The organism is Spirillospora sp. NPDC048819, assembly GCF_040650055.1.
Lineage (GTDB): Bacteria > Actinomycetota > Actinomycetes > Streptosporangiales > Streptosporangiaceae > Spirillospora.
On sequence record NZ_JBEZGN010000010.1, the window covers coordinates 39,963 to 61,161 of the forward strand.

24 protein-coding genes are annotated in these 21,199 nt (G+C 71.0%); 11 read left to right on the top strand and 13 right to left on the bottom strand.

Annotated elements, in window-relative coordinates:
- Nucleotides 1-27: 27 nt before the first annotated feature.
- From gdhA to AB0C35_RS16170, 4 genes are all read right to left on the bottom strand, one after another.
- Nucleotides 28-1,368, bottom strand: a complete 1,341-nt coding sequence (gdhA, locus tag AB0C35_RS16155; protein WP_358456275.1) for an NADP-specific glutamate dehydrogenase — start codon at nucleotides 1,366-1,368, stop codon at nucleotides 28-30.
- Between the two features lie 214 nt (nucleotides 1,369-1,582).
- On the bottom strand, nucleotides 1,583-2,233 hold the full coding sequence (locus AB0C35_RS16160) for a DUF4360 domain-containing protein (RefSeq protein ID WP_358455802.1): 651 nt from the start codon (nucleotides 2,231-2,233) through the stop codon (nucleotides 1,583-1,585).
- Between the two features lie 13 nt (nucleotides 2,234-2,246).
- A complete protein-coding gene (locus AB0C35_RS16165) occupies nucleotides 2,247-2,900 on the bottom strand; it encodes a DUF4360 domain-containing protein (RefSeq protein ID WP_358455805.1) in 654 nt (217 codons plus the stop codon).
- 288 nt (nucleotides 2,901-3,188) lie between these two features.
- Complete coding sequence (locus tag AB0C35_RS16170) at nucleotides 3,189-3,545, bottom strand: DUF488 family protein (protein ID WP_358455808.1); 357 nt, start codon at nucleotides 3,543-3,545, stop codon at nucleotides 3,189-3,191.
- Nucleotides 3,546-3,670: 125 nt separating this feature from the next.
- Between AB0C35_RS16170 and AB0C35_RS16175 the strand changes: the two genes are divergently transcribed.
- The gene (locus AB0C35_RS16175) at nucleotides 3,671-4,915 is read left to right on the top strand and encodes an MFS transporter (RefSeq protein ID WP_358455811.1); all 1,245 of its coding nucleotides are present in this window, start codon (nucleotides 3,671-3,673) and stop codon (nucleotides 4,913-4,915) included.
- A 22-nt stretch (nucleotides 4,916-4,937) separates the two neighbouring features.
- Here the strand turns inward: AB0C35_RS16175 and AB0C35_RS16180 are convergent, their stop codons facing one another.
- Nucleotides 4,938-5,489: a hypothetical protein gene (locus AB0C35_RS16180; protein ID WP_358455814.1), complete on the bottom strand. Its 552-nt coding sequence runs from the start codon at nucleotides 5,487-5,489 to the stop codon at nucleotides 4,938-4,940.
- An 85-nt stretch (nucleotides 5,490-5,574) separates the two neighbouring features.
- On the opposite strand from AB0C35_RS16180, the gene AB0C35_RS16185 reads away from it, so the two are divergent.
- Entirely contained in the window at nucleotides 5,575-5,772 is a 198-nt protein-coding gene (locus tag AB0C35_RS16185) for a hypothetical protein (RefSeq protein WP_358455816.1), read from the top strand.
- A gap of 61 nt (nucleotides 5,773-5,833) precedes the next feature.
- On the opposite strand, the gene AB0C35_RS16190 is transcribed toward AB0C35_RS16185, so the two are convergent.
- The 3 genes from AB0C35_RS16190 to AB0C35_RS16200 all read right to left on the bottom strand — a co-directional run bounded on the left by AB0C35_RS16190 (nucleotide 5,834) and on the right by AB0C35_RS16200 (nucleotide 8,974).
- The gene (locus AB0C35_RS16190; RefSeq protein ID WP_358455819.1) at nucleotides 5,834-6,634 is read right to left on the bottom strand and encodes a hypothetical protein; all 801 of its coding nucleotides are present in this window, start codon (nucleotides 6,632-6,634) and stop codon (nucleotides 5,834-5,836) included.
- A gap of 10 nt (nucleotides 6,635-6,644) precedes the next feature.
- Nucleotides 6,645-6,902 carry a hypothetical protein gene (locus AB0C35_RS16195; RefSeq protein WP_358455822.1) on the bottom strand — a complete coding sequence of 86 codons (258 nt, stop codon included), beginning with the start codon at nucleotides 6,900-6,902 and terminating at the stop codon, nucleotides 6,645-6,647.
- A 218-nt stretch (nucleotides 6,903-7,120) separates the two neighbouring features.
- Nucleotides 7,121-8,974 carry an ABC transporter ATP-binding protein gene (locus AB0C35_RS16200; RefSeq protein ID WP_358455825.1) on the bottom strand — a complete coding sequence of 618 codons (1,854 nt, stop codon included), beginning with the start codon at nucleotides 8,972-8,974 and terminating at the stop codon, nucleotides 7,121-7,123.
- A 127-nt stretch (nucleotides 8,975-9,101) separates the two neighbouring features.
- On the opposite strand from AB0C35_RS16200, the gene AB0C35_RS16205 reads away from it, so the two are divergent.
- Both AB0C35_RS16205 and AB0C35_RS16210 read left to right on the top strand, forming a co-directional pair.
- Nucleotides 9,102-9,518 (top strand): MarR family transcriptional regulator, encoded by a 417-nt coding sequence (locus AB0C35_RS16205; RefSeq protein ID WP_358455828.1) that lies wholly within the window; start codon nucleotides 9,102-9,104, stop codon nucleotides 9,516-9,518.
- Between the two features lie 214 nt (nucleotides 9,519-9,732).
- The gene (locus AB0C35_RS16210) at nucleotides 9,733-10,959 is read left to right on the top strand and encodes a helix-turn-helix domain-containing protein (protein WP_358455831.1); all 1,227 of its coding nucleotides are present in this window, start codon (nucleotides 9,733-9,735) and stop codon (nucleotides 10,957-10,959) included.
- A 99-nt stretch (nucleotides 10,960-11,058) separates the two neighbouring features.
- Here AB0C35_RS16210 and AB0C35_RS16215 read toward each other — a convergent pair whose 3' ends face one another.
- Nucleotides 11,059-11,982 (bottom strand): alpha/beta hydrolase, encoded by a 924-nt coding sequence (locus AB0C35_RS16215; protein ID WP_358455833.1) that lies wholly within the window; start codon nucleotides 11,980-11,982, stop codon nucleotides 11,059-11,061.
- Between the two features lie 441 nt (nucleotides 11,983-12,423).
- On the opposite strand from AB0C35_RS16215, the gene def reads away from it, so the two are divergent.
- Entirely contained in the window at nucleotides 12,424-12,963 is a 540-nt protein-coding gene (gene def, locus AB0C35_RS16220; RefSeq protein ID WP_358455836.1) for a peptide deformylase, read from the top strand.
- Nucleotides 12,964-13,017: 54 nt separating this feature from the next.
- Here def and AB0C35_RS16225 read toward each other — a convergent pair whose 3' ends face one another.
- From AB0C35_RS16225 to AB0C35_RS16235, 3 genes are all read right to left on the bottom strand, one after another.
- The gene (locus AB0C35_RS16225) at nucleotides 13,018-14,625 is read right to left on the bottom strand and encodes a CocE/NonD family hydrolase (protein WP_358455839.1); all 1,608 of its coding nucleotides are present in this window, start codon (nucleotides 14,623-14,625) and stop codon (nucleotides 13,018-13,020) included.
- Nucleotides 14,626-14,710: 85 nt separating this feature from the next.
- Entirely contained in the window at nucleotides 14,711-15,850 is a 1,140-nt protein-coding gene (locus AB0C35_RS16230) for a hypothetical protein (protein WP_358455842.1), read from the bottom strand.
- A gap of 59 nt (nucleotides 15,851-15,909) precedes the next feature.
- The gene (locus AB0C35_RS16235; RefSeq protein ID WP_358455845.1) at nucleotides 15,910-16,512 is read right to left on the bottom strand and encodes a DJ-1/PfpI family protein; all 603 of its coding nucleotides are present in this window, start codon (nucleotides 16,510-16,512) and stop codon (nucleotides 15,910-15,912) included.
- 381 nt (nucleotides 16,513-16,893) lie between these two features.
- Here AB0C35_RS16235 and AB0C35_RS16240 point away from each other — a divergent pair, with 381 nt between their 5' ends.
- Entirely contained in the window at nucleotides 16,894-17,055 is a 162-nt protein-coding gene (locus AB0C35_RS16240) for a hypothetical protein (RefSeq protein ID WP_358455847.1), read from the top strand.
- On the opposite strand, the gene AB0C35_RS16245 is transcribed toward AB0C35_RS16240, so the two are convergent.
- Nucleotides 17,039-17,539 carry an ATP-binding protein gene (locus AB0C35_RS16245; RefSeq protein WP_358455849.1) on the bottom strand — a complete coding sequence of 167 codons (501 nt, stop codon included), beginning with the start codon at nucleotides 17,537-17,539 and terminating at the stop codon, nucleotides 17,039-17,041. The genes AB0C35_RS16240 and AB0C35_RS16245 overlap by 17 nt on opposite strands.
- Nucleotides 17,540-17,870: 331 nt before the next feature.
- On the opposite strand from AB0C35_RS16245, the gene AB0C35_RS16250 reads away from it, so the two are divergent.
- The 5 genes from AB0C35_RS16250 to AB0C35_RS16270 all read left to right on the top strand — a co-directional run bounded on the left by AB0C35_RS16250 (nucleotide 17,871) and on the right by AB0C35_RS16270 (nucleotide 21,199).
- Nucleotides 17,871-18,395: a hypothetical protein gene (locus tag AB0C35_RS16250; protein WP_358455852.1), complete on the top strand. Its 525-nt coding sequence runs from the start codon at nucleotides 17,871-17,873 to the stop codon at nucleotides 18,393-18,395.
- Nucleotides 18,368-19,267: a HAMP domain-containing sensor histidine kinase gene (locus tag AB0C35_RS16255; RefSeq protein WP_358455855.1), complete on the top strand. Its 900-nt coding sequence runs from the start codon at nucleotides 18,368-18,370 to the stop codon at nucleotides 19,265-19,267. Before AB0C35_RS16250 ends, AB0C35_RS16255 begins: the two co-directional genes overlap by 28 nt.
- Before the next feature lie 106 nt (nucleotides 19,268-19,373).
- Complete coding sequence (locus tag AB0C35_RS16260) at nucleotides 19,374-20,240, top strand: arylamine N-acetyltransferase (protein ID WP_358455858.1); 867 nt, start codon at nucleotides 19,374-19,376, stop codon at nucleotides 20,238-20,240.
- A 109-nt stretch (nucleotides 20,241-20,349) separates the two neighbouring features.
- Nucleotides 20,350-20,901, top strand: coding sequence for a hemerythrin domain-containing protein (locus AB0C35_RS16265; RefSeq protein WP_358455861.1), 552 nt, complete (start codon nucleotides 20,350-20,352; stop codon nucleotides 20,899-20,901).
- Between the two features lie 61 nt (nucleotides 20,902-20,962).
- Nucleotides 20,963-21,199: a hypothetical protein gene (locus AB0C35_RS16270; RefSeq protein WP_358455864.1), complete on the top strand. Its 237-nt coding sequence runs from the start codon at nucleotides 20,963-20,965 to the stop codon at nucleotides 21,197-21,199.

Sequence of the window (21,199 nt, forward strand, 5' to 3'; positions counted from 1 at the left end):
GCCATTGAAGGCGGCCGTTCCGTCGGGCTAGATGAGGCCCTGGGCGAGCATCGCGTCGGCGACGCGTTCGAAGCCCGCGATGTTGGCGCCGACGACGTAGTCGCCGGGGGCGCCGTAGCGCTCCGCCGTCTCGTAGCAGATGTCGTGAATGCTGATCATGATCCCGGCCAGCTCCTCCTCGACGCGGGAGAACGTCCAGGACGCGCGGGCCGCGTTCTGGCGCATCTCCAGCGCGCTGACCGCGACGCCGCCGGCGTTGGCGGCCTTGCCCGGCCCGAACGCGACGTCGGCCTCCTGGAAGATGTGGACGGCCTCGGGCGTCGTCGGCATGTTCGCGCCCTCGGAGACGGCCTTCACGCCGTTGCGGACGAGGGTCCTCGCGGCGGCGGCGTCCAGCTCGTTCTGCGTCGCGGACGGCAGCGCGATGTCGGCGGGCACGTCCCATACGCAGCCGCCGGGCACGTACCGGGCCGAGCCGCCGCGCAGGTCGGCGTAGTCGCACACGCGGCCGCGGTCGACCTCCTTGACGTGCTTGAGGAGGTCGAGGTCGATGCCCTTGTCGTCCACCACGTAACCGCCGGAGTCGGACACGGTGATCACGTTCGCGCCGAGCTGCTGCGCCTTCTCGACCGTGTAGATCGCGACGTTCCCGGAACCGGACACCACGATCTGCTGGCCGTCCAGGTCCTCGCCGCGGCGCCGGAGCATCTCGGCCGTGAACAGCACGTTGCCGTAGCCGGTCGCCTCCGTCCGGCCCGCGGACCCGCCCCACAGCATGCCCTTGCCGGTGAGCATCCCCGCCTCCCACCGGTTGGTGACACGGCGGTACTGGCCGAACAGGTAGCCGATCTCACGGGTCCCGACGCCGATGTCACCGGCGGGCACGTCGGTGTGCTCGCCGACGTGCCGGTACAGCTCGGTCATGAACGACTGGCAGAACCGCATGACCTCCTCGTCCGATCGTCCGTGCGGGTCGAAGTCGCTGCCGCCCTTGCCGCCGCCGATGCCGAGCCCGGTCAGCGCGTTCTTGAAGACCTGCTCGAAACCGAGGAACTTCACGATCCCGAGGTTCACGGTGGGATGAAAACGGAGGCCGCCCTTGTAGGGGCCGAGCGCGCCGTTGTACTCGACGCGGAAACCGCGGTTGACGTGGACGCGGCCCTGGTCGTCCTGCCAGGGGACCCGGAACATGATCTGGCGTTCCGGCTCGACGAGGCGCTCCACGAGCTTGGCGGAGGCGAGGCCGGGACGCGCCGCGAGCACCGGCCCGAGGGTCTCCAGCACCTCGTGGACGGCCTGATGGAACTCCGCCTCGCCCGGGTCACGGCGCAGCACCCTGTCATAGGTCTCCTCTAGGGCTGACAACATCTCGGGTGGGGCCGGCAGGCGGGGGGCCAACGGCATGTGTAGATCCCTTCCTCGAAGTCCCCTCCACTCTAAATCGTCTTCTTCACCGCCTGTGACGGGCCCCTTCGCAGGTCCGGGCCGCTGTGACCGTTCATCCGGGCCGCCGCGGCGCGGACGGGACGAGAACCGGGCCGCGCCCTCCCTGGGTGAGAGCGCGGCCCGGCGGGACGGGACGTCAGCGGCCCGGGCACCTCTTCCACGCGAAGTGGTAGGTCGTCTTGACGCTGCCGTCTGCGGAGTCGAAGGCCATGAAGCTGGTCTTCGACGGGTCTGAGCTGCCCTTGTACACGCGCAGCTCGGTGTTGATGTTGAAGTTGCGGTCCTCGCCGCAGGGCTTGTAGACGAGTTCGGCGACGTCCGTCCGGTCGGAGAACTGCCAGTTGTCGGAGAAGCTGCCGTTGATCGTGTGGCTGACCGACGCCGTGTCCGACATGCCCTGGTGGTAGTAGCTCGCCTGCTCCATGCCGGTCGCGCCCGCCTGCAGGTGCGCGAAGCCCCGGTAGTCGGCGCCCGCGATCGCGTACGTGAACCCCTGGGGGACGTGGACGCGCAGGTTGATCTGGCAGTTCTTGCGGAAGTCCGTCGGGTTCGAGTTCCCGCCGGCCTGGGCCAGGTAGTCACTGTAGGTGACGGTGAACGCGGTGTTGTCGCTCGCCGAGGCCACCGCGGCCGTCCTCGCGGCGCAGCCCGACCCGTTCACGGTGAGCACGTCGATGACGATCCGGTCGGGCGGCGGGGGGTCGCTCGCGGCGGACGCGGCGGGGGCCGCCGACAGCGGCAGCGCCAGAGCGGCGAGGCCGGCCGCCGACGCGGTCAGTTTGCGCATCGGTCTTCTCCTTTTACCAGGGTGGGCATGTCTTCCAGGCGAAGTGGTAGGTGGTCTTGATCGTGCCGTCGGTGGAGTCCATCGAGATGAAGCTGGTCTTCGACGGATCCGAGGTGCCTCTGAGAACCCGCAGCTCGGTGTTGATGTTGAAGTTGCGCTCTTCGCCGCACGGCTTGAAGACGAGCTGCGCCACGTCGTTCTCGTCCGTGAACTGCCAGTTGTCGGCGTACTCGCCCTCGATCGTGTGGCTGATGGCGGTGGTCTGCGGCATGCCCTGGAAGTAGTAGCTCGCCTTCTCCATGGCGGTCGCGCCGGGCTGCAGGAAGGCGAACCCCCGGTAGTCCGCGGACGCGATGGCGTAGGTGAACCCCTGCGGGACGTGCACCCGCATGTTGATCTGGCAGTTCTTGCGGAACTCCGTCGGACTGGAGGAACCCCCCGTCACGGCCATGTAGTCGCTGTAGGTGACGGTGAACGCCTCCTTGTCCTCCGACACGGCGACGGCGGCCGTCCCCTCCGGGCAGCCGGACCCGATGACGGTCGCGATCTCGATCGTGACCCCGTCGGGCCCGGGCACCCGGAGCGAACCGGAGGCGGCGGCCGGCGCCGCCACGGCGGCGGTCATGGCCAGTGCGGCGGCAGCGGAAATGGCGATCCCTTTACGCATGCGATTCCTCCTCGCTGGAGCCTGCGCAAAGGGAGCGTAAACTTCGCAGGTCAGAGCGGTCAATCACCACTTTTCAACAGTGAAAGGAAATGCAACTGGACTTGACATGGCGCACGAGCAGGCAATTTGGAACTTCCAAAGCCGTCCATTTTGAAAGGAGCGTTCCATTAAGCGTGCCGCCAATTTCAAAGCCCCGTACAGAACGCATAGAAAGCGTCCCCCGGTCCGCCCCGTCTGATAGAGGAGCGAGCCGGGGGACGCGACACCGCCAGGGGTGCGGCCGAGGTCCTAGCCGCCGTCGCGCAGCCGGGCCGCTAGCACGGCGGCCTGGCTGTGGTCGATGTCCTTGGTCGCGGTCAGCAGGGTGACGGGCCCCTGGCCCGCGGTCTCTCGCAGGCGGTCCAGGGCGGCCGCGTGCTCGGGTTCGGCGAGCTCGGCCTCGTAGCGGCGTGTGAACTCGTCGAACCGGTCGACGTCGTGGCCGTACCACTTGCGAAGCTCGGTCGACGGGGCGACGTCCTTCTCCCACTCGTCCAGGCGCGCCTTCTCCTTCGACAGGCCCCGCGGCCACACCCGGTCGACCAGGATCCGCTTGCCGTCGTCGGACGAGACCGGGTCGTACACCCGGCGCAGTCGTACCTCCATGATTCCTCCCAGCCCCGTCTATACCCACCCGCCGCACCTCCGCCAGCCGACCGGCCGGCCCCCCGCCCGCTACCGGGATTCGTCGGTGCCGGGTTTTGTCGGTGCCGGCGTCTAACGTCCCGAGGGTGGTGGACGCGGGCCGGGAACGGACGCCGCTGTGGCGGCTCACTCCGACGCAGCGGCTGCTCGAAGGCGGCGCGCTGCTCAACTCGCTCGCCTTCTTCGCGGCGATGCCGTTCGCGCCGCTGTACCTGACCGAGCACACGAGCCTGGGCAAGCCCGCGGTCGGCGCCGTCGTCGGGGCCGTCGCGCTCACCGCCGCGTTCGGGGGGCTGCTCGGCGGGATGATCGTCGACCGGCTCGGCGCGGTCCCGCTCATGCGGGTCGGGCTGGTGTGCTACGTCGCCGTGTACGGGCTGCTGGCCTCGGTCCGCGGGGCCGCGGCGATCATCGTGCTGTTCCTGCTGCTGGGCGTGGCGCGGCTGATGGTGGAGCCGGGCGCGAAGAAGCTGCTGTCGCACGCGGCGGACGACGAGGGCCGCATGTTCCGGGTGCGGTACATGACGCTCTGCGCGGGCGCCATCGGCGGGCCCGCGATCGGCGGCGCGCTGTACCACGCCGGCCCAGTGGCGTTCTTCGCGGTCCCGGCCTTCTTCTACGCGTCCTACCTGGTCCTGGTGCTGGTGCGGAACCGCGACCTGGTGGCGCTCCAGCCGCCCGCGGGCGAGGGCGGCGCGTCCTCGCCGTCCGCGCGGGAGTCGGCCGGGGCGGTGCTGCGCGACCGGCGGCTCCTCGCGGTCGTCACCGGCGGGATCGTGGTCTTCTTCGTCTTCTCCCAGCTGGAGTCGATGATCCCGCTGTACATGAAGGGTCAGTACGGCGACAGCACCGAGACGTATTTCGCCGTGCTGTTCATCGCCAACGCCGTCCTCGCGCTGTCCTTCCAGGTCCCGATCGACCGGGTGTCGGGCAGGCTCGGCCGCAACACCATGATCACGCTGGGCGCGGTGAACTTCACCGTCGCGTTCGCGTGCTTCTGGGCGAGCCCATGGGGCCTTGCGTGGCTGTACGCCGGGATCGTCTTCTGGACGATCGGCGAGGGCGTCCTGCTGCCCATGCCGGACATGGCCGTCCACGAGATGGCGTCCGACGAGCACAAGGGCGCCTACTTCGGCCTGTCCGAGGTGCGTCAGCTCGGGTTCTTCCTCGGCCCGTTCGCCGGCGGCTTCCTGCTGGACGCCGGGACCACGCCGTACTTCGCCGTCATGGGGGCGTTCATCTTCCTGTGCATCCCGCTGCTCATGCGCAGAACCTCCGGGGCACCGGAGAACGCCGGGGAGCAGGCGATGAAGGTGGCGGCGAACGACTGAGCCGGCCGGCGGCCCCGCGCGGTCATGGACCGGGACGGCGGGCAGCGCCGGGCTCCGGGGCAGGGAACGTCCCCGGCGGGCCGACACGACCACCGGCGTCAACACGACCGCCGACGTCCCCGCGGCGGATCAGATCCCCGCTGTTCGGAATTCCCCCGCCGGTGGGATCGCCGCGGCCGGCGGGAGTCCCTCGCCCGCCGGGGTCCCCGCGGCCGATCAGATCCCCGCCGTTCCAGTTCCCCCCGCCGGTGGGATCGCCGCGGCCGGTCGGAGTCCCTCGCCCGCCCGGGTCCCCGCGGCCGATCAGGTCCTCGCCGTTCGGAAATGCCCCGCCGGTGGGATCGGCGCGGCCGGTGGCGGTGCGGTGGGCGAACTCGGCGGCGGCGGTCCGGCGGGCGAACTCGCCGGCGAGGGCGCGGCCGAGGACGTCGTCGTCGGGACGGTGCCGTTCGAGGTATCCGAGGGCCTCGGCGAGTTCGGCGGCGGTCAGCTGCCGCACCGGCTTCACGGCCCAGCGCGGAAGCGCGGGATCCGGGCGGCCGGCGGGCGGTGCGGCGCGCGGTTCGGTGTTCACGGTTTCGGGTCCTTTCCCTTTGGGTCTGCGTAATGTGCGGCGCGGCGGCGGGTGACGCATTCACCGGCTCGAATAGGATCGCCGCGTGCATTGGTGGAGCCAGCAGGCCTGTGATGCGGCCGCGGAGGCACAGGCCGCCGATCCGTCGCCGCGAAACCTCATGGCGGCCGCCCAGGTCCAGGCGATGATCTCGATGGCGGAGGCGCTGCACCGCATTGCCGCGGCCCTGGAGGAACAGGGCGCCTCCGAAAACGTCCCGCCAATGTCCGTCCGGCCGAAATAGCGCGGGCGGGTCAGCAAAATACCGGTGCGCCCGCGGGGGCGCACCGGTATCTCACGGGGTTTCAGGCATCGCTGAACGACTTGCGTTCCGTCCTGCCGTTGGTGCTCGCGGCGAGGCGGGAGGTCTTGGAGACCGGCGGGCGCGGCGGGACGCTCTCCGTGCCGTACTCGGTGTCGGGAACCGGGGAGGCCGGCCGTTCCTCGGGCGCGGCCGGGCGGGGCTCCTCGCGCGGGCGGTCCCGCAGCCGCCGCGCGGCCTGCCGGAGGGCGCGCTCGCCGACGAGCCGGGTCAGCTCCAGGCCCCAGCAGTCGAGCTTGTCGGCGTCGGTGAGGTCGTCGCGGTGGCTGAGTTCGGCGGCGAGCCCGCCGAGCCGCTGCGCCTCCGCCAGGTCGAACTCGCGCATGAGGTGGCAGCACAGTTCGGCGAGGGCGGCGTGGTCGCGTTCGAACGACAGCCCGGCCAGGTCGTTGTGCGACAGCCGGCTGAGCGCGCGTTTGCGTTCCAGCTCGCCGTCGGCGATCCGGAGGATGCCGTTGAGGAGGGCGATGGGTCCGGTGCCGATCGCCCTGCTCTGGGCGGGGGCGAACGACATCCGCAGGACGGCCGCGGAGCCGACCCCGGCGGTGATCACCTGAATCACCGCGAGGCTCGCCGGGGGTGTGGTGGCGGGCAGGCCGAACGTCCAGCCGGAGGCCGTCACCGCGATCAGCGCGACGGTCGCCGCGCTGGCGTTGACGAAGACGAACAGCAGCCCGCCCGGGGACAGCAGGGCGGTGACCGGCTTGTCGCGGTAGCGCGCGACGAGTTCCGCGAGGCCGATCGCGCCGCCGATCAGGGCGGCGAGGAGCATCTCGATGGTCATGACCTTCCTTCTACGCGCTGCGGGCGGTCAGCCGGCCGAACGGGGACTCCTCGGTCCTGCCGCGCCGCGACAGCATGTGCGCGGGACGCTCGGGACGCTGCCGGGAGGCGAGTTCCGCGCGCTCGACCTCCAGGAAGACCAGCAGCCATTCCGTGGGGCCGGCGGCGAGTCCGGTGTGGGTGCGCATCGTCTGCTCGCGTGCGCCGAGAAAGGCCAGGAGCCACCCGGTGGGCCCGGACGTCCCGACGGTTCGAATTCGTGAATACATGGGGAAGACCATTCCGCAGCCGGTCCCGGAAGTCGACTTCCGCCGCGTCAAGTTTTCGCGGCGCGGTCCGTTCGGGTACACCAATGGCGTTACGCCGGAAACATCCCCGCACCGGCCGCAGATCTTCTCTCCATTGGCCGCTGGACAATGCCTTTTGGACCAGCCCGGGAATTCCTTTACGAAGAATTCCGCTTGCGTCCGGCGGTGGAGATCGCTGTTCAGGCGGCGGTGAGCGTCTCGTCTCGGGAGACGAGCGCGGCGTAGCGGCCGCCGAGCGCGAGAAGTTCGTCGTGCGTGCCGCGCTCGGCGACGCGCCCGTGATCGAGGACGATGATCTGGTCGGCGTCGCGGACGGTCGACAGCCGGTGCGCGATGGTGATCGTCGTGCGGCCTTCGGCGAGCGCGTCGACGGCCGACTGGACGGCGTGCTCGGTCCGCGTGTCGAGGGCGCTGGTGGCCTCGTCCAGCACCAGGATCGGCGGGTTGCGCAGGATCGTGCGGGCGATCGCGAGGCGCTGCTTCTCGCCGCCGGAGAACCGGTATCCGCGTTCGCCGACGAGGGTGGCGTAGCCGTCCGGGAGCCCGCTGATGTGGTCGTGGATCTGCGCGGCGCGGGCGGCGGCGTGCAGTTCGGCGTCGGTCGCGCCGGGCTTGGCGAACCGCAGGTTGTCGGCGACGGACGCGTGGAACAGGTACGTCTCCTGGGAGACGACGCCGACGGCGGCGGCGAGGTCGGCGAACGCCATGTCCCGCACGTCGACGCCGTCGATGGCGACCCGGCCGGACGTGGCGTCGTACAGGCGCGGGACGAGGTAGCTGAGCGTCGTCTTGCCCGATCCCGTCTCGCCGACGACGGCGAGCGACGTGCCCGCGGGGACGGTGACGTCGATGCCGGTCAGCGCGTCCGCCCCGGGCTCGTAGGAGAAGCCGACGTCCTCGAAGCGGACGTCGCCGCGGACGCCCGGCATCGGGTGCGGTTCGGCGGGCTCCTCAAGGTCGGGCTTCAGGTCCAGGTACTCGAAGATGCGGCCGAACAGCGCCATCGAGCTCTGCACGTCCACGGAGGTCTGGAGCAGCTGGACGGTCGGCCGGAACAGGCTCGTCTGCAGGGTCGTGAACGCGACGAGGGTGCCGATCGTGATGAGCGGGCGGCCCTGCGCGGCGGTGAGCCCGGCGGCCCAGTAGGTGAGCGCGGGCATCGCCGACATGACGATCTGGATCGTGGACTGCCGCCAGCGTCCGGCCATGCTCGCGCGGATCTCCAGGTCGGCGAGGTCGCGCGACTCGTCCGCGAACCGGTCGGTCAGCGCCGGGGAGCGGCCCATCGTGCGGCCGAGCAGGATGCCGCTGACCGACAGGGACTCCTCCACGATCGCCGACATCGCGGCGAGCTGCCGCTGCCGGCGGGAGGTGATCTTGCGGCGTTCGTTGCCGACGCGGCGGCTGATCCAGACGAAGAACGGCAGCGTGGTGAGGGAGACGATGGTCAGCCGCCAGTCCAGCGCGGCCATCGCGATGACGGTCGCGGTGACGGAGGTGAAGTTGGAGACCAGGGACGTCGCGGTGGAGGTGACGGTCGACTGCATCCCGCCGATGTCGTTGGCGATCCGGGACTGGACCTCGCCGGTGCGGGTGCGGGTGAAGAACGCCAGCGGCATCCGCTGGAGGTGCGCGTAGACGGCGGTGCGCAGGTCGTGCATGACGCGCTGGCCGACGCCGGTGGAGATGTAGGTCTGCAGGACGCTGAACACGCTGGTCGCGACGGCGACGGCGATCATCCCGGCGGCGAGCGCGGTGAGCAGGCCGGTCCGTCCCTGCGGCAGCGCGACGTCGAGGATGTGCCGCAGCATGAACGGGGACGCCAGCGCGACGAGCGACGACAGGCCGACGAGCAGGCCGACCACGGCGAGCCGGCCGCGGTAGGGGCGGAAGAGGCGCAGGATGCGCCGGCGGTCGAACTCCCGGTGCTGCTCCGGTTCGTCGGAGCGGGCGGGTTCTTCGGAGCGGGCCGGTTCTTCGGTTGGGGCAGGCTCTGGGGGTTTCGCGGGTGCCGTGGGTTCTCGGGGCTTCACGGGCGGCTCCTTCTCGTGGTCGGCCTCGTGGTCGTCGGCGCCGTGGTCGTGGGCGCGGTGGTCGACCCCCAGGCTAACTGAGCCAGGCTCATAGTTATTCCTCTATATTATGAGCTAGGCTCTTCGCATGGAGGACGACCTCGCCGACCTGTTCCTGCGCGCGTCCAAGCGGATCCGCCGACACCAGGTCGGGATGCTGGCGCCGCTGGGACTCACCCCCTCCCAGGCGCGTGCGCTGCGCACCCTCGTCGACGCCGGGGAACCGCTGCGCATGGTGGACCTCGCCGAGAGTCTCGGCGTCGTCCCGCGCTCGGTGACGACGCTGGTGGACGCGCTGGAGGAGTCCGGTCTCGTGACCCGCGCGCCGGACCCGTCCAGCCGGCGGTCCCTGCTCGTCCGGCCGACCGGGGAGGGGCGCGCCGTCCGCGAGCGCATGGCCGGGACGCGGCGGGAGGCGGCGCGGGAGGTGCTGTCGCCGCTCTCGGACGAGCAACGCGAAACCCTGCGCGACCTGCTCACCGTCATCGACAGGGCGGCGGATTGAGCGCCGGCCGTCCCGATGCCGGAGCCGTCGTGTACGTATGCGGGGCCGGTCGGGGACTGTAAGCCGGTTGATAATTCGGCGGGGCCGAACCTTGCCGTCCGCATCTATCGCGCGCCGTCCTCGCAACCGAGCCTGTAAGAGCGGTCACCGGGTGCCTGGGGGCCCCGGGACGACGTCCAGAACGTTCGGGGGGTGGTGTTCTAGGAGGGCGCCCATGAGCCGGACCAGCCCGTCCCCTGCCTCGGAGTTCCCGCTTTCCGGTGTCCCGGTGGAGTTCGCCGACCCGATGCTTCCCCACCTGGAGGCGGCGGCGGTGGAGATGATCCAGGAGATCCGGTCGCTCGTGCCCGAGTACGCGCGGCCGCCGGAGAGCCACTACGCCCGCCGGATGCGCTGGGCCGTGCAGGAGAGCGTCCGGCAGTTCGTGGGCGCCATCGGCCGCCCCGACATGGAGTGGGCGCCCGTCACCGCCATCTTCGAGGGGATCGGCGCGCACGAGGCCCGCAAGGGGCGCAGCCTGGACGGCCTGCAGTCGGCGATCCGCGTCAGCGGGCAGGTCGCGTGCCGGCGGTTCATCAAGGACGCGCGGCGGCTCGACTGGTCCCTGGACACCCTCGGCAAGATCACCGAGTCGCTGTTCGTGTATCTCGAACGCATCGCCAGCGCGGCCGGCCAGGGCTACGCGCAGGCGCAGGGCGAGCTGGCGGGCGAGCGGGAGCGGTTCCGGTGGCGGCTCCGCGACCTGCTGATCATGGATCCGCCGGCCAGTGCCGAGGCGATCGGGGAGCTGGCGCGGGCGGCGGGCTGGCCGGTGCCGAAGACCCTCGCCGTCGTCGCCGTCGCCCCGGACCCGGCGCAGGCCGTCCCGGTGCTGCCGCCCGCGTTCCTCGTCGACTGGCACGCCCCCGGCCCCTACCTGATCTGCCCCGACCCGGACGGCCCGGGCCAGGACCGGCTGTTCGCCGCGATCAAGGGGACGCGGTCGGCGGCGATCGGGCCGACGGTGCCGCCGGCCCGCGCCGCGCTGTCGCTGCGCTGGGCGCGGCGCGGGCTGGCGCTGGTCGAGCGGGGCGTGCTGCCCGGCAAGGAGCCGCTGCGCTGCCTCGACCATCTGCCGAGCCTGGTGGCGGCGCAGAGCGAGGAGCTGATCGACGTCGCGCTGGGCTCCCGGCTGGCGCCGCTGATGCGGCTGCCGCCGCACCGGCGGGACGCGCTGTCGCGGACGCTGCTGATCTACATGGAGAGCCGCGACAACGCGGTGGCGGCGTCGGAGCGGCTCATGGTGCACGAGCAGACCGTCCGGTACCGGATCCGGCGCCTTGAGGAGACGCTCGGCGGTGTCCTGCTCGACCCGGGCCGCCGCATCGAGCTGCTGCTCCTCCTGCACTACCTGGTCAGGCTCGACCCGGGCGACCGGCGCCTGTCTCCCGGCGCCCCGTGAGCTCCCGTCCGCCCGCTGGCTCGCTCGCGGGAGCGCACGCGAGAACGGTGGTGACGACCCCAAGCCGGTCGTCACCACCGTCCCCCGAACCGGCGGGAGTCAGCCGGTGGGGCAGGAGCCCGTGTAGGCGGCGATGGCGCCGTTCGGCGCGGGCGCCGGGCAGATGAACTGCTCGTAGCGGGCGTCATTGTCGACGAACCGCTTCATCCACGCGATGGAGTACTTCGCGATGGTGGTGTGCGGCGAGTTGAACGTCATGTGCCCGGCGTTCCGCAATTCCAGATACGCCTTTTCGGGCGCGGCGGTGAGGCTGTTGAAGAACGGCTCGGCCATCGAACCGGCGGGGGCGATGAAGTCGTTGTCCGCGGCAATGATCATCGTGGGGACCCGGACGTTCCTCCAGTCGCCGTTGACGTTCCAGGGCGCGAGCGGAATCGCCGCCTGCAGCGACGGGCGGTCGTCGGCGGCCTCCAGCGTCCCGCCGCCGCCCATCGAGTGCCCCATGACGGCGAGGCGGGAGGAATCGATGCGGTCCTTCACCTTGCTGTCGCCGGTCAGGTAGTCGAGCGCGGCGAGGAGCTGCCGGCCGCGGGCGGCGGGCGCGTCGAAGAGGCTGTTGGTCTCCAGCGTCATGACCACGAAGCCCTGGGACGCCAGGCGCGGGCCGTACCAGCTGATCAGCGCCTCCGGCGAGACGAAGCCGGGCGAGACGGCGATGGCGCCGAAGGTGCCCTGGCTCAGGTCGGTCGGCGCGTAGATCGTGCCCTGGTTGAACCCCTCTCCGCTGCGCGCCGGAACATCGATCTTCTCGATGTCGAACGGGCCCCTTTCCGCCGTGATGCTCCTCTCCGTCGGCGCGGGGCCGCGCTCATACGGATTGGCGGCGAGCTGAATCGCGGCGGGACTTTCGGTGGCGGCGGCGTGGGCGGCGGCCACCCCGCCTCCAGCGGACAGGGCGGCGCCCGCGGCGAGCACGGCGGCCGCAGGGAGCATTCGGAACGCATGCGCCAGATGCTTGTTCATCGGGGGGCGTACCCTTCACTAGCCGAACCGCGATGGATGGGGAATTCGCGGTTCCAAGAATCTTGGGACGCCCGGCCGGCATTTACTGCTGACGCGCCGACGCCTTTTCCGCGGCGGGCTTATAGTGAACTTACAAACGTCCCCGGAACGGACGGAGGGGCCACTTCCCCCGAAGTGACCCCTCTCCCCCCGTTCCGCTGCGTCGGCCCCGGTGCGCACAAAGGCCCGGCCGCTCCCCCCGAAGCGGCTCGCACCGGCCGTTCAGCGGATGCGTCGAACGTAGCGAGCGGGAGGCGGCGGCATCGAGGCTTCGAACCTCCGCGTCGACGAACGGGCCACGGTGTGCGACGAGCGGAACACGCTCCGCATCCAAAGGGGCGGCGGACCGGTTTTTGCTCCATCCTTGGAGAAGGACGTGGTGGGCCGGGAGGAGCGCGGGCGATGGCGGGACGGGTACGACCGATCACGCTGGTGGGGACGCCGGTCCTGCACCAGCCCTGCCGGCCTGTCGAGGACTTCGACACCACGCTGAGGGAACTGGCCGACGACATGTTCGCCAGCATGTACGAGGCGGACGGTGTCGGCCTGGCCGCGAACCAGGTCGGTGTGGACCTGCGCGTCTTCGTCTACGACTGCCCAGACGACGACGGCGAGCGGCAGAAGGGGGCCGTCGTGAATCCCGTCCTGGAACTGCCGGCGTTGGAGAACCGCCGCCTGGACGACGACGACGAGGGTTGCCTTTCCGTGCCTGGCCCGCACGCGCGTCTGGCACGTCCCGACCATGCGACCGTGCACGGCTTCGATGTCACCGGACGTCCGCTCACGGTGGAGGGCACGGGCCTGCTCGCCCGCTGCCTCCAGCACGAGACCGACCACCTTGAGGGCAGGCTCTACATCGACCGGCTGTCCGCCCGCTCGCGCAAGAAGGTCCTGAAGGAGTTCGAGGCGCTCCGCGCGGAAGCCGACGCCCTGCCCGGCTGACGCCCCCGCCTGGGTGACGCCCCTGCCTGGGTGACGCCCCTGCCTGGGTGACGCTCAGCCGTCCCACACGGGGAGGTGGACGGCGGACGGACGTGCCGCGTCGCGGAAGACCTCGAAGCGGGTGCGGTGGGGCGCGACGGCCCGCCCGGCGGGTTCGCCGGTGCCGTGGTTGCGCGCGAACCGGGGGAACGCGCCGCCGGCCAGCATGACGCGGATCCGGTGCCCGCGCAGGAACCGGTACGCGGTCGGATGCATCTCGATCTCCGCCCGGACGACGCCGTCCGGTGGGGTGGGGCCGGGTGTCAGGCGGAGGATTCCGTCCGTGACGTTTCGGGAGACGCCTTCGCGGTCGACGTCGCACAGGCGGATGAACAGGTCGCCGTGGCCGGTGTTCGTGCGGACGTGAATCGTCGCCGAGACCGGGCCGATCAGGTCGAGGCCGCGGTCCAGGGGCGAGCCGGTGAAGACGACCACGTCACGGCGGCGTTCGATCGGGGTGTTGTCGCGCTGTCCGCCCTTGCCCGGCGACAGCAGCGGGCCACCGACCGTCGGCGTGGGGTCGAGAGGGTCATAGGTGAACGTTGCGGGCCCGGCGTCGACATCGCTTGGCTCGTCCCAGGAGAGGCTTCGGCTCAGGTAGAGCGGCGTGGGCTTGGTTTCAGGCGGAGGCCACTGGTCGAAATCAAGCCAGCGGTTGGCCTTCTGCAGGTGGAGCCTCACCGGCGCCTGGCGTAGCCGGGTTCTGTCGCCGTTGAGATGGGCGTCGAGCCAGGAGACTTGGTCGGAAAGCGTCGCGCGGAGGGCTTTCGTGTCGTGTCCCCAAGGGCCGATGGTGATGCGGACGTCGCGGCCGGCGGCGTGCAGGGCGGCGAAGTCGCGGAGCTGGCCGCGGAGGAAGAGGTCCCACCAGCCCGTCACCATCGTGGTGGGCGCGGTGGTTCCGGGGGCGGCGTCGCTGTGGTCGGTGGCCTTCCAGAAGTCGTCGCCGGGCTCTGTGTGGGCGGTGACCTCGCGGAGGAAGGGTTCGGGACGTCCGATCGCGGCGATGTCGGCCTCACCCACCGGCAGGTGCCGCATGGCCCGGCGAACACGCCTGCTGTGCAGCGGGCGCCTCGTGTCGTCCCGGGTGCCCATCGAGGACGACCACACGAGCGTGTTGTGCAGGGCCAGCGCGCCGCCCGGGTAGAACGAGCTCACGAACTCGGACGCGGTGATGCCGAGCGCCAGCGCCTCCAGCGGCGGGTCCGCGTAAGGCGCGACCGCCCACTCGGTGAACCCGAGGTAGCTCGCCCCGGCCATCGCGACCCGGCCGTCACACCACGGCTGCGCGCGGAGCCACTTGAGCGTCGCGAGGCCGTCGTCCTTCTCGTGGTGGAAGGCGCGGAACTCACCGCCCGACCCGTGGACGCCGCGCACGTTCTGGACGACGACCTGGAGGCCGCGCCGCGCGAGCACCCCCGCGAACAGCCGCATGACCGGCTGCCGCTTGCCGTACGGGGTGCGGATCAGCACGACGGGCAGCGGCCCGGCGCCGCGTGGACGGTGCAGGTCGGCGACGAGCGTGACCCCGTCCGGCATGGGGACCCGCAGGTCACGCGCCGTCCCGACGTCCGATGCCGGCGCTTCGGGGAGGCCGAGGAGGCGGTCCGCGAGTCGTCCCAAGACGGCCATCGGATGCCCCCTTCGCATGGTTCGGATCGACCCGTGGTTCGGATCGGCCCGTGGTCCCAGCATGGCGGACGCGGCGCTAACGGACGCGCTCGCCGCCGCCCTCGGGCGCCAGAAGGCTTTCGTATTCGTGGAGGACGCGGGCGAACTCGCCCGTCGGCATCTCGCAGGCGTGCCCGGGCAGCCACAGATGTTCCAGGCGGACGGTCTGGACGTCCAGCCGCAGATGACACGCGTTGCCCGTGTGCTCCCACCCAGGACGTGCCGTACGGACGACTTCCAGATGGTGCCGGTGGCTCTGGACGTCATGCAGCAGGAACGCGGTCAGGACGTGGCGCGGCCCGTACACCGACGTGGTGAATCCGCTCGCGGTCGACGCGGCCGACTGCAGATCGACGCCGGAATCAGCCAGCTCTGGGAAGAACACCCGCACGTGTTGCACGACGCCCCCGGCCTCGATCGGCTCACAGGGGAGGCGCAGTACCGCGTCCGGGTCGATGTAACCGTGCACCGGGACGCCCGCGACATAGCCGCACCACGCCCCTGGAACGGCTGTCAGGAAACGGGCCCGCGGCAGAGCGTCGCGCAGTTCTGCCATGAGCCGTTCTGGGTCGATGCCACGCGGCATGAACGTTTTGGTGCCGCCGCGCAGCCGCGTGCCCGTCTCGTCCAGGACGGCGAGGTCCGCCCAGCACGCGCCCGAGCCGGTCTCCAGGACGCCGTGCGGGAGGCAGGCGTCCGGGTGCGGCGTGAGACCGGCCATGTCCTCAAGGACGGCGCGCGGCGTCTGGATCAGGCCCCAGCCCTGCGTCCGGTGGGAGACGGAGCCGAGGGCGAGCGAGGTGGCCACCGGCTCCCGGGACCGCGCCTCGCCCAGCGTGCGTTCGAGGCTGCGGCGGCTCCGCAGCGCGCCGACCTGCTGGAGGTACTCGTCCAGGCACCGCCGCAGGACGGCGGGGTCGAGGTCGCACGACGCCCACCCGCCGACGTCCCGCACGTGGACGGTCGCCCCGTCGAAGTCGAGCCGGTGGTAGCGGTAGAGCTCCTGCCACGGCTCGAACCGGTCACCGCGCAGCCGTCCCTGGGCGCGGACGATCGCCGGGATGTCCTCGCCCAGGTCGTTGAGGAGGAAGTCGCGCAGCGGGGCGTGCAGGGGATCGGTCTCCACCGCCACCCGCACCCCGTCGCTGCGGAACCGCACCGGGAGCGATATCGCCACCCGGGTGATTATGCCGATAAGCGAAGATCATCACCGGTTTGGCGGAATGTTCGTTCCGATCACACCGGTTCGTCGGCAAGGTACGGCGGGGCGGGCTCGTACTGGATGTAACGACGTACCGACCGTGCGTGGTCACGACCGTGGATGCGCCCGATCAGCCAGAGAGCCATGTCGATGCCCGCCGAGACGCCCTGGCTCGTTACGAGATTGCCGTCCACGACGTAGCGCGCGTCCCGGACGACGGTCACGTCACCGCGCGCCTCCAGGGTGTCCTCCGATGCCCAGTGGGTCGCGACCCTCCGGCCCTTGGCGGGACCTGCGGCGTGCAGCAGAAGCGAGCCGGTGCACACGCTCGTCACCCAATCGGCCTGCTCGGCGACCTTCGCTATCCATCCCGTGACAGACGAGTTGGACAGTTGCGTCTCCCTAGCACCGCGTCCACCGGGAACTAGAAGCACATCCAGCTTCGGGTGGTCGTCCAAGACGTGGTCCGGCACGACCCGCAGCCCCTTGGCACAGCGCACAGGCTCTGGCCGCTCGGCGACCAGTACCGCCTTGTCGTCTTCCTCGCGCAGCATCGCCGATGCCGTGAACACCTCCCACGGACCGACGAAGTCCAGTTCCTCCGCGTCCTCGAAGACCAGCAACCCGTACGTCGTCATGCGTACTCCCCCTGCCTCTGCAACGGTCTCCGTGACCGGACCCCGGCGGTCGTGTGCCGACGCGCATTCCCCAGGTTCCTCGCGACCGGGTCATGGCGTCAACGTCGCCCGCCCCACGCCGGCACGCCATCGGCGGTCACCATTCATCCGCCGGAATTAATGGTTGACACCATCGAAGAGCTGTGGCTAACTCTTACCCATGAAGCTTTGATACTTCTCCGGTTGAGCCGCCCGCCGGCAACGTCCCCGGGCCCGCTCCCGTCACTCGGCACCACCGTCGCACCCGCATCACACCGGCTGTGACCTGTGCCACCTTGCCGCACATCCCTTTTCGTCGGCCTTTCACGGCCGAATTCAAACGTGCCCGGAGGTCATCACTTCATGCGTGCCATAAACAACCCCGAAGCCAATCCCTTCACCAAGTCCAAGAAGAAGGGCAAGCGGAAGAACCCCGACTTCAGGTCGGCGAATTTCGCGAACAACGCCGGCAACCGGCGCAACGCCCGGCAGATGCCCACCCGGCAGCTCAACCGGGGCCGCTGAGCGGCGCCCGACCCCGGCTCCGGCCCCGGCCCTCGGCGGCCGGGGCCGGGAACTCCGCCCACACCACCGTCCGGGCGCCCTCGACCCGGAACCCCCAGCGGGACGCGAGCGCCTCCACGATCCGCATCCCCCGCCCGGTCTCCGCGCCCACCTCTTCCTTGACGTGCGGCCTTCCCCCCGCCGCCCCGTCATCGGTGACCTCCAGCCGGTACACCCCGCCCCCGGCCGACAGGACGAGCGTCACCTCCCCGCCCTCCAGGCCCGACGCGGTGTGCGTGATCGCGTTCGCGACCGTCTCGCTCGCCACCGTGACCATGTCCTCCAGCAGCATGTCGCCAGGCAGCGTGTCGTCCGGTACCGGGCCGTCCGGTCCGGGGCGGCCGCCCGCGACCTCGCGGACGAAACCCCTGGCGCACCCGACGGACCGCCGCACCCCCGGCAGCGTGATCTCACCGAGCACCACGCGGCCCCGCGCCTCGCCCACAGCCTCGCCTCCCCGTCGCCGGGAACGGCCGGCCGCGAGGCCCGCTTTTCCGACGCCGCCCCGACCAGCGGCTCGCAACCCGTCCTCGACGCCCACCGAGACGGCTCCCTTCGCGTCCGGAAAGTCGCCCCGTCACCCTCGCTGTACGGCCCGGAACCCGGCTACCGTTCACGTCCCGCCGAACGTTTCCCCAGATCGCGACGCCCGGCCACGGCGCGGACGGCGCGTCCGCCACGCCGGGTGCCGCAGGGCCCGGTGAGACATATCGCCTACCCTGGGCTAAGGATGGTCACTCCGTGTATCCGGCCGTCCGGGATTCGGGGGATCGGCTGTGACTACGGAGAGGCGGGAACAGGTCGGCCGTGGGACGGCCCGCCTGCTCTTCTCGGTGCGGGGGCGGGCGACGGTCGTCACCGTGGCGGTGTCGGCGCTGATCCTCAGCCTGGTGTTCGTCCTGCTGATGGTGCTCGCGCGGGACTGGACGGAGAACAAGGTCTGGCAGACGTCGGAGAGCACCGTCCAGCGGATCGTGTACGACATCGTCCAGGAGAAGGACGGCCAGATCCTCGACCGCCGGCCGGGCGAGACGTCCATGGTGCAGATCGTGAGCCCGGAGGGCCGGGTCCTGGAGGCCACCCCCGCGCTCCGCGGGCGCCCTGCCCTCGGCAGGCCGGAGATGGCGCAGGGCAAGCTGCTCATCGACGGCAGAAGATGCCCGGACTTCCTGGACGAGTGCGTGTGGGTCTTCGGCCTGCGGGTGCGGGACTCGCGGTGGGGGCCGGGCGTGATGGTCATCGCGGCGACGCCGCTGCCGAGCCTGCTGAAGGTGTGGGTGCTGCCGCTGTCATCGCGCTGATCGCGGCGGGGCTCCTCGTCCTGATCGCCTGGTGGACGTGGTACACGATCGGGCGGGTGTTCGTCCCGGTCGACCAGATCCGGGCGGGGATGGCGGCGTTCACCGCCAGGGGCCTCGGCCACCGGGTGCCCGTCCCGCAGACGGGCGGCGAGATCCAGTCGCTCGCCGAGACCGTGAACACCACGCTCGAACAGCTGGAGGAGGCGAGGGTCCGGGAGCGCCGCTTCGTCTCGGACGCCTCGCACGATCTGCGGAACCCGATCGCCGGGCTGCAGATGCAGTTGGAAGGCGCGTTGGAGGAGCCGGACGACTGGGACTGGAAACCGATGGTCCGCTCCGCGCTGCGGGACGCGCAGCGGCTGAACGACATCGTCATCGACCTGCTGGAGCTGTCCAGGCTCGACTCCCGCTCGCCGGTCCCGGTGGAGGTGATCGACCTCGCCGACCTCGCCCGCCGTGAGGTCGAGCGTCGCCACTCCCGCGTCCCGATCGGGACGCACCTGGAGCGCGACGTGACCGTCCGGGCGAACCCGGTGCGGCTGAACCGGGTACTCAACAACCTGCTGAGCAACTCCGAACGGCACGCCGAGTCGGGCATCGAGGTGACCGTCGCACGGGACGGCGCCGACGCCGTCCTCGAAGTACTGGACGACGGAGCCGGCGTCCCGGAGGAGTCACGGGAGCGGGTCTTCGAACGGTTCGCCCGGCTTTCGGCCTCGCGCACCCGCGACCCGGAGGGCACCGGCCTCGGCCTGCCCATCGCCCGCGAGATCGCCGAGACCTACGGCGGCTCCCTCGGCATCGCCGACAGCCCCCGCGGCGCCCGCTTCGTCCTCCGCCTGCCGCTCGCCGCCCGGAGCACCGCCACGTAGCCGTGCGCCTGAAGGGCCGCTGGAAGCCACCCGGGACGAACGGGAGGATTCAGGCGTATTCCGGTGTTGGCACCGGCATGAGCGCTGCCCGAGGCGAGAGGAAATCATGACCGAGGATCTCGGATACGGGTGGCAGGGCGACCTCATCGACCTGCCCGCCTATCTGAAGCGGATCGGCCACGACGGCGACCTGGCCCCCACGGACGCGACGCTGCGCGCCCTGCACCGCGCCCACACCACGACCATCCCGTTCGAGAACCTGGAGATCATGCTCGGCCGGCCGGTCGAGCTGTCCCTGGACGCCGTCCAGGCGAAGCTCGTGGAACGTCCGCGCGGCGGCTACTGCTTCGAGCACAACCGGCTGTTCGCGGCGGTCCTGGAGAGGCTGGGATACGAGGTCACCGCGCTGTCCGGGCGGGTGACGCTGGGGGCGCGCGGCACCCGCCCGCCCACGCACGCGCTGCTGCACGTCCGTCCGCCGGGCGGGTCGCGCGACGAGCCCGCCTGGCTGTGCGACGTCGGTTTCGGCGCCGGGCCGCTGGAGCCGCTGCGGCTCCGCGACGGCGAGGAGGTCGAGCAGGACGGCTGGGGCTTCCGGCTCCGCAAAGGACGAACCGTCACGACGTGGAGCCCGAGCACGCTCGGCTGGGAACTGCACCAGCGCGGCCCGGACGGATGGGTCCAGCGCCACGCGTTCGCCATGAACGAGACGTTCCGCATCGACTTCGACGTGCTCAACCACTACGTCTCGACCAGCCCGCGTTCGCCGTTCACGACCCGTCCGTTCACGCAGAAGTTCTCGTCCGACGTCCACCACGTGCTGGACGGGACGACCATGACCACCACCCGCCCGGACGGCACGACCGAGACCCGCGCGTTCACCCCCGAGGAACTGCCCGAGGCCCTGGCGACCTACTTCGACATCGTGCTGGACGCCGAGGACGTACCCCGCCTCATCGCGTTCCTGCGCTGAACGCCCCGCCACGGGACAGGGCGAGAAGGCCCGTGCCGATGGTTGAAGCCTGCCCTCCGGGTACCGCCAGCCAGGGGACCCCCCGGCTAGGACCACTAGGAGGATGACCATGGCACACCATGACGAGAACGTCGTCGACCTGCTGCTTTCACAGCACGACGAGATCCGCGGCCTCGCGGCGACCGTGGAGAAGAGCACCGGCGAGACCCGCAGGACCGCGTTCGACCGGCTCCGCGAACTGCTCGCCGTCCACGAGACCGCGGAGGAAGAGGTCGTCCACCCGTTCGCCCGCCGCAGCATCGACGACGGCTCCCACATCGTGGACGAGCGGCTGGAGGAGGAGAACGAGGCCAAGGGCGTCCTGTCGCGGCTGGAGAAGCTCGACCCCGACTCGGTGGACTTCGAGGAGTTGTTCTCCGACTTCCACAAGGACCTGGAGGCGCACGCCTCGCACGAGGAGAAGGAAGAGTTCCCGCGCCTGCGCCGCGAGGCCACCGACGAGCAGATGCGCGGCATGGCCAAGGCCGTCCGCGCCGCCGAGGCGGTCGCCCCGACGCACCCCCACCAGGGCGTCGAGTCGCCCGCCAAGAACATCATGACCGGTCCCATTGCGGCCGTCGCCGACCGCGTCCGCGACGCCATCGGCAAGCGCCGCCACTGAACACGACCGCGGCGGCCCGCCCGGGAGCGGGCCGCCCGGCCGCCACGACGAAGGAGGGGCGATGAGCGAAACCGGAAACCACTGGCCTGAAGACCACGGGCCCGAAGACCGCGGGCGCAAGAACGACCAGGACAAACCGCTCGCCGACCGCCGCGCCGAAGCGAACGCCCCCCAGGAGGAGGACCACGACTTCGGGGACGAGCACACCCCCGGCCCCACCGACCCGCCGATCGCCGAGGCCGAGACCCCCGGCGGCGAGGACGAGGGCTACAGCTCCCAGACGGAGATCCCCAAGTAG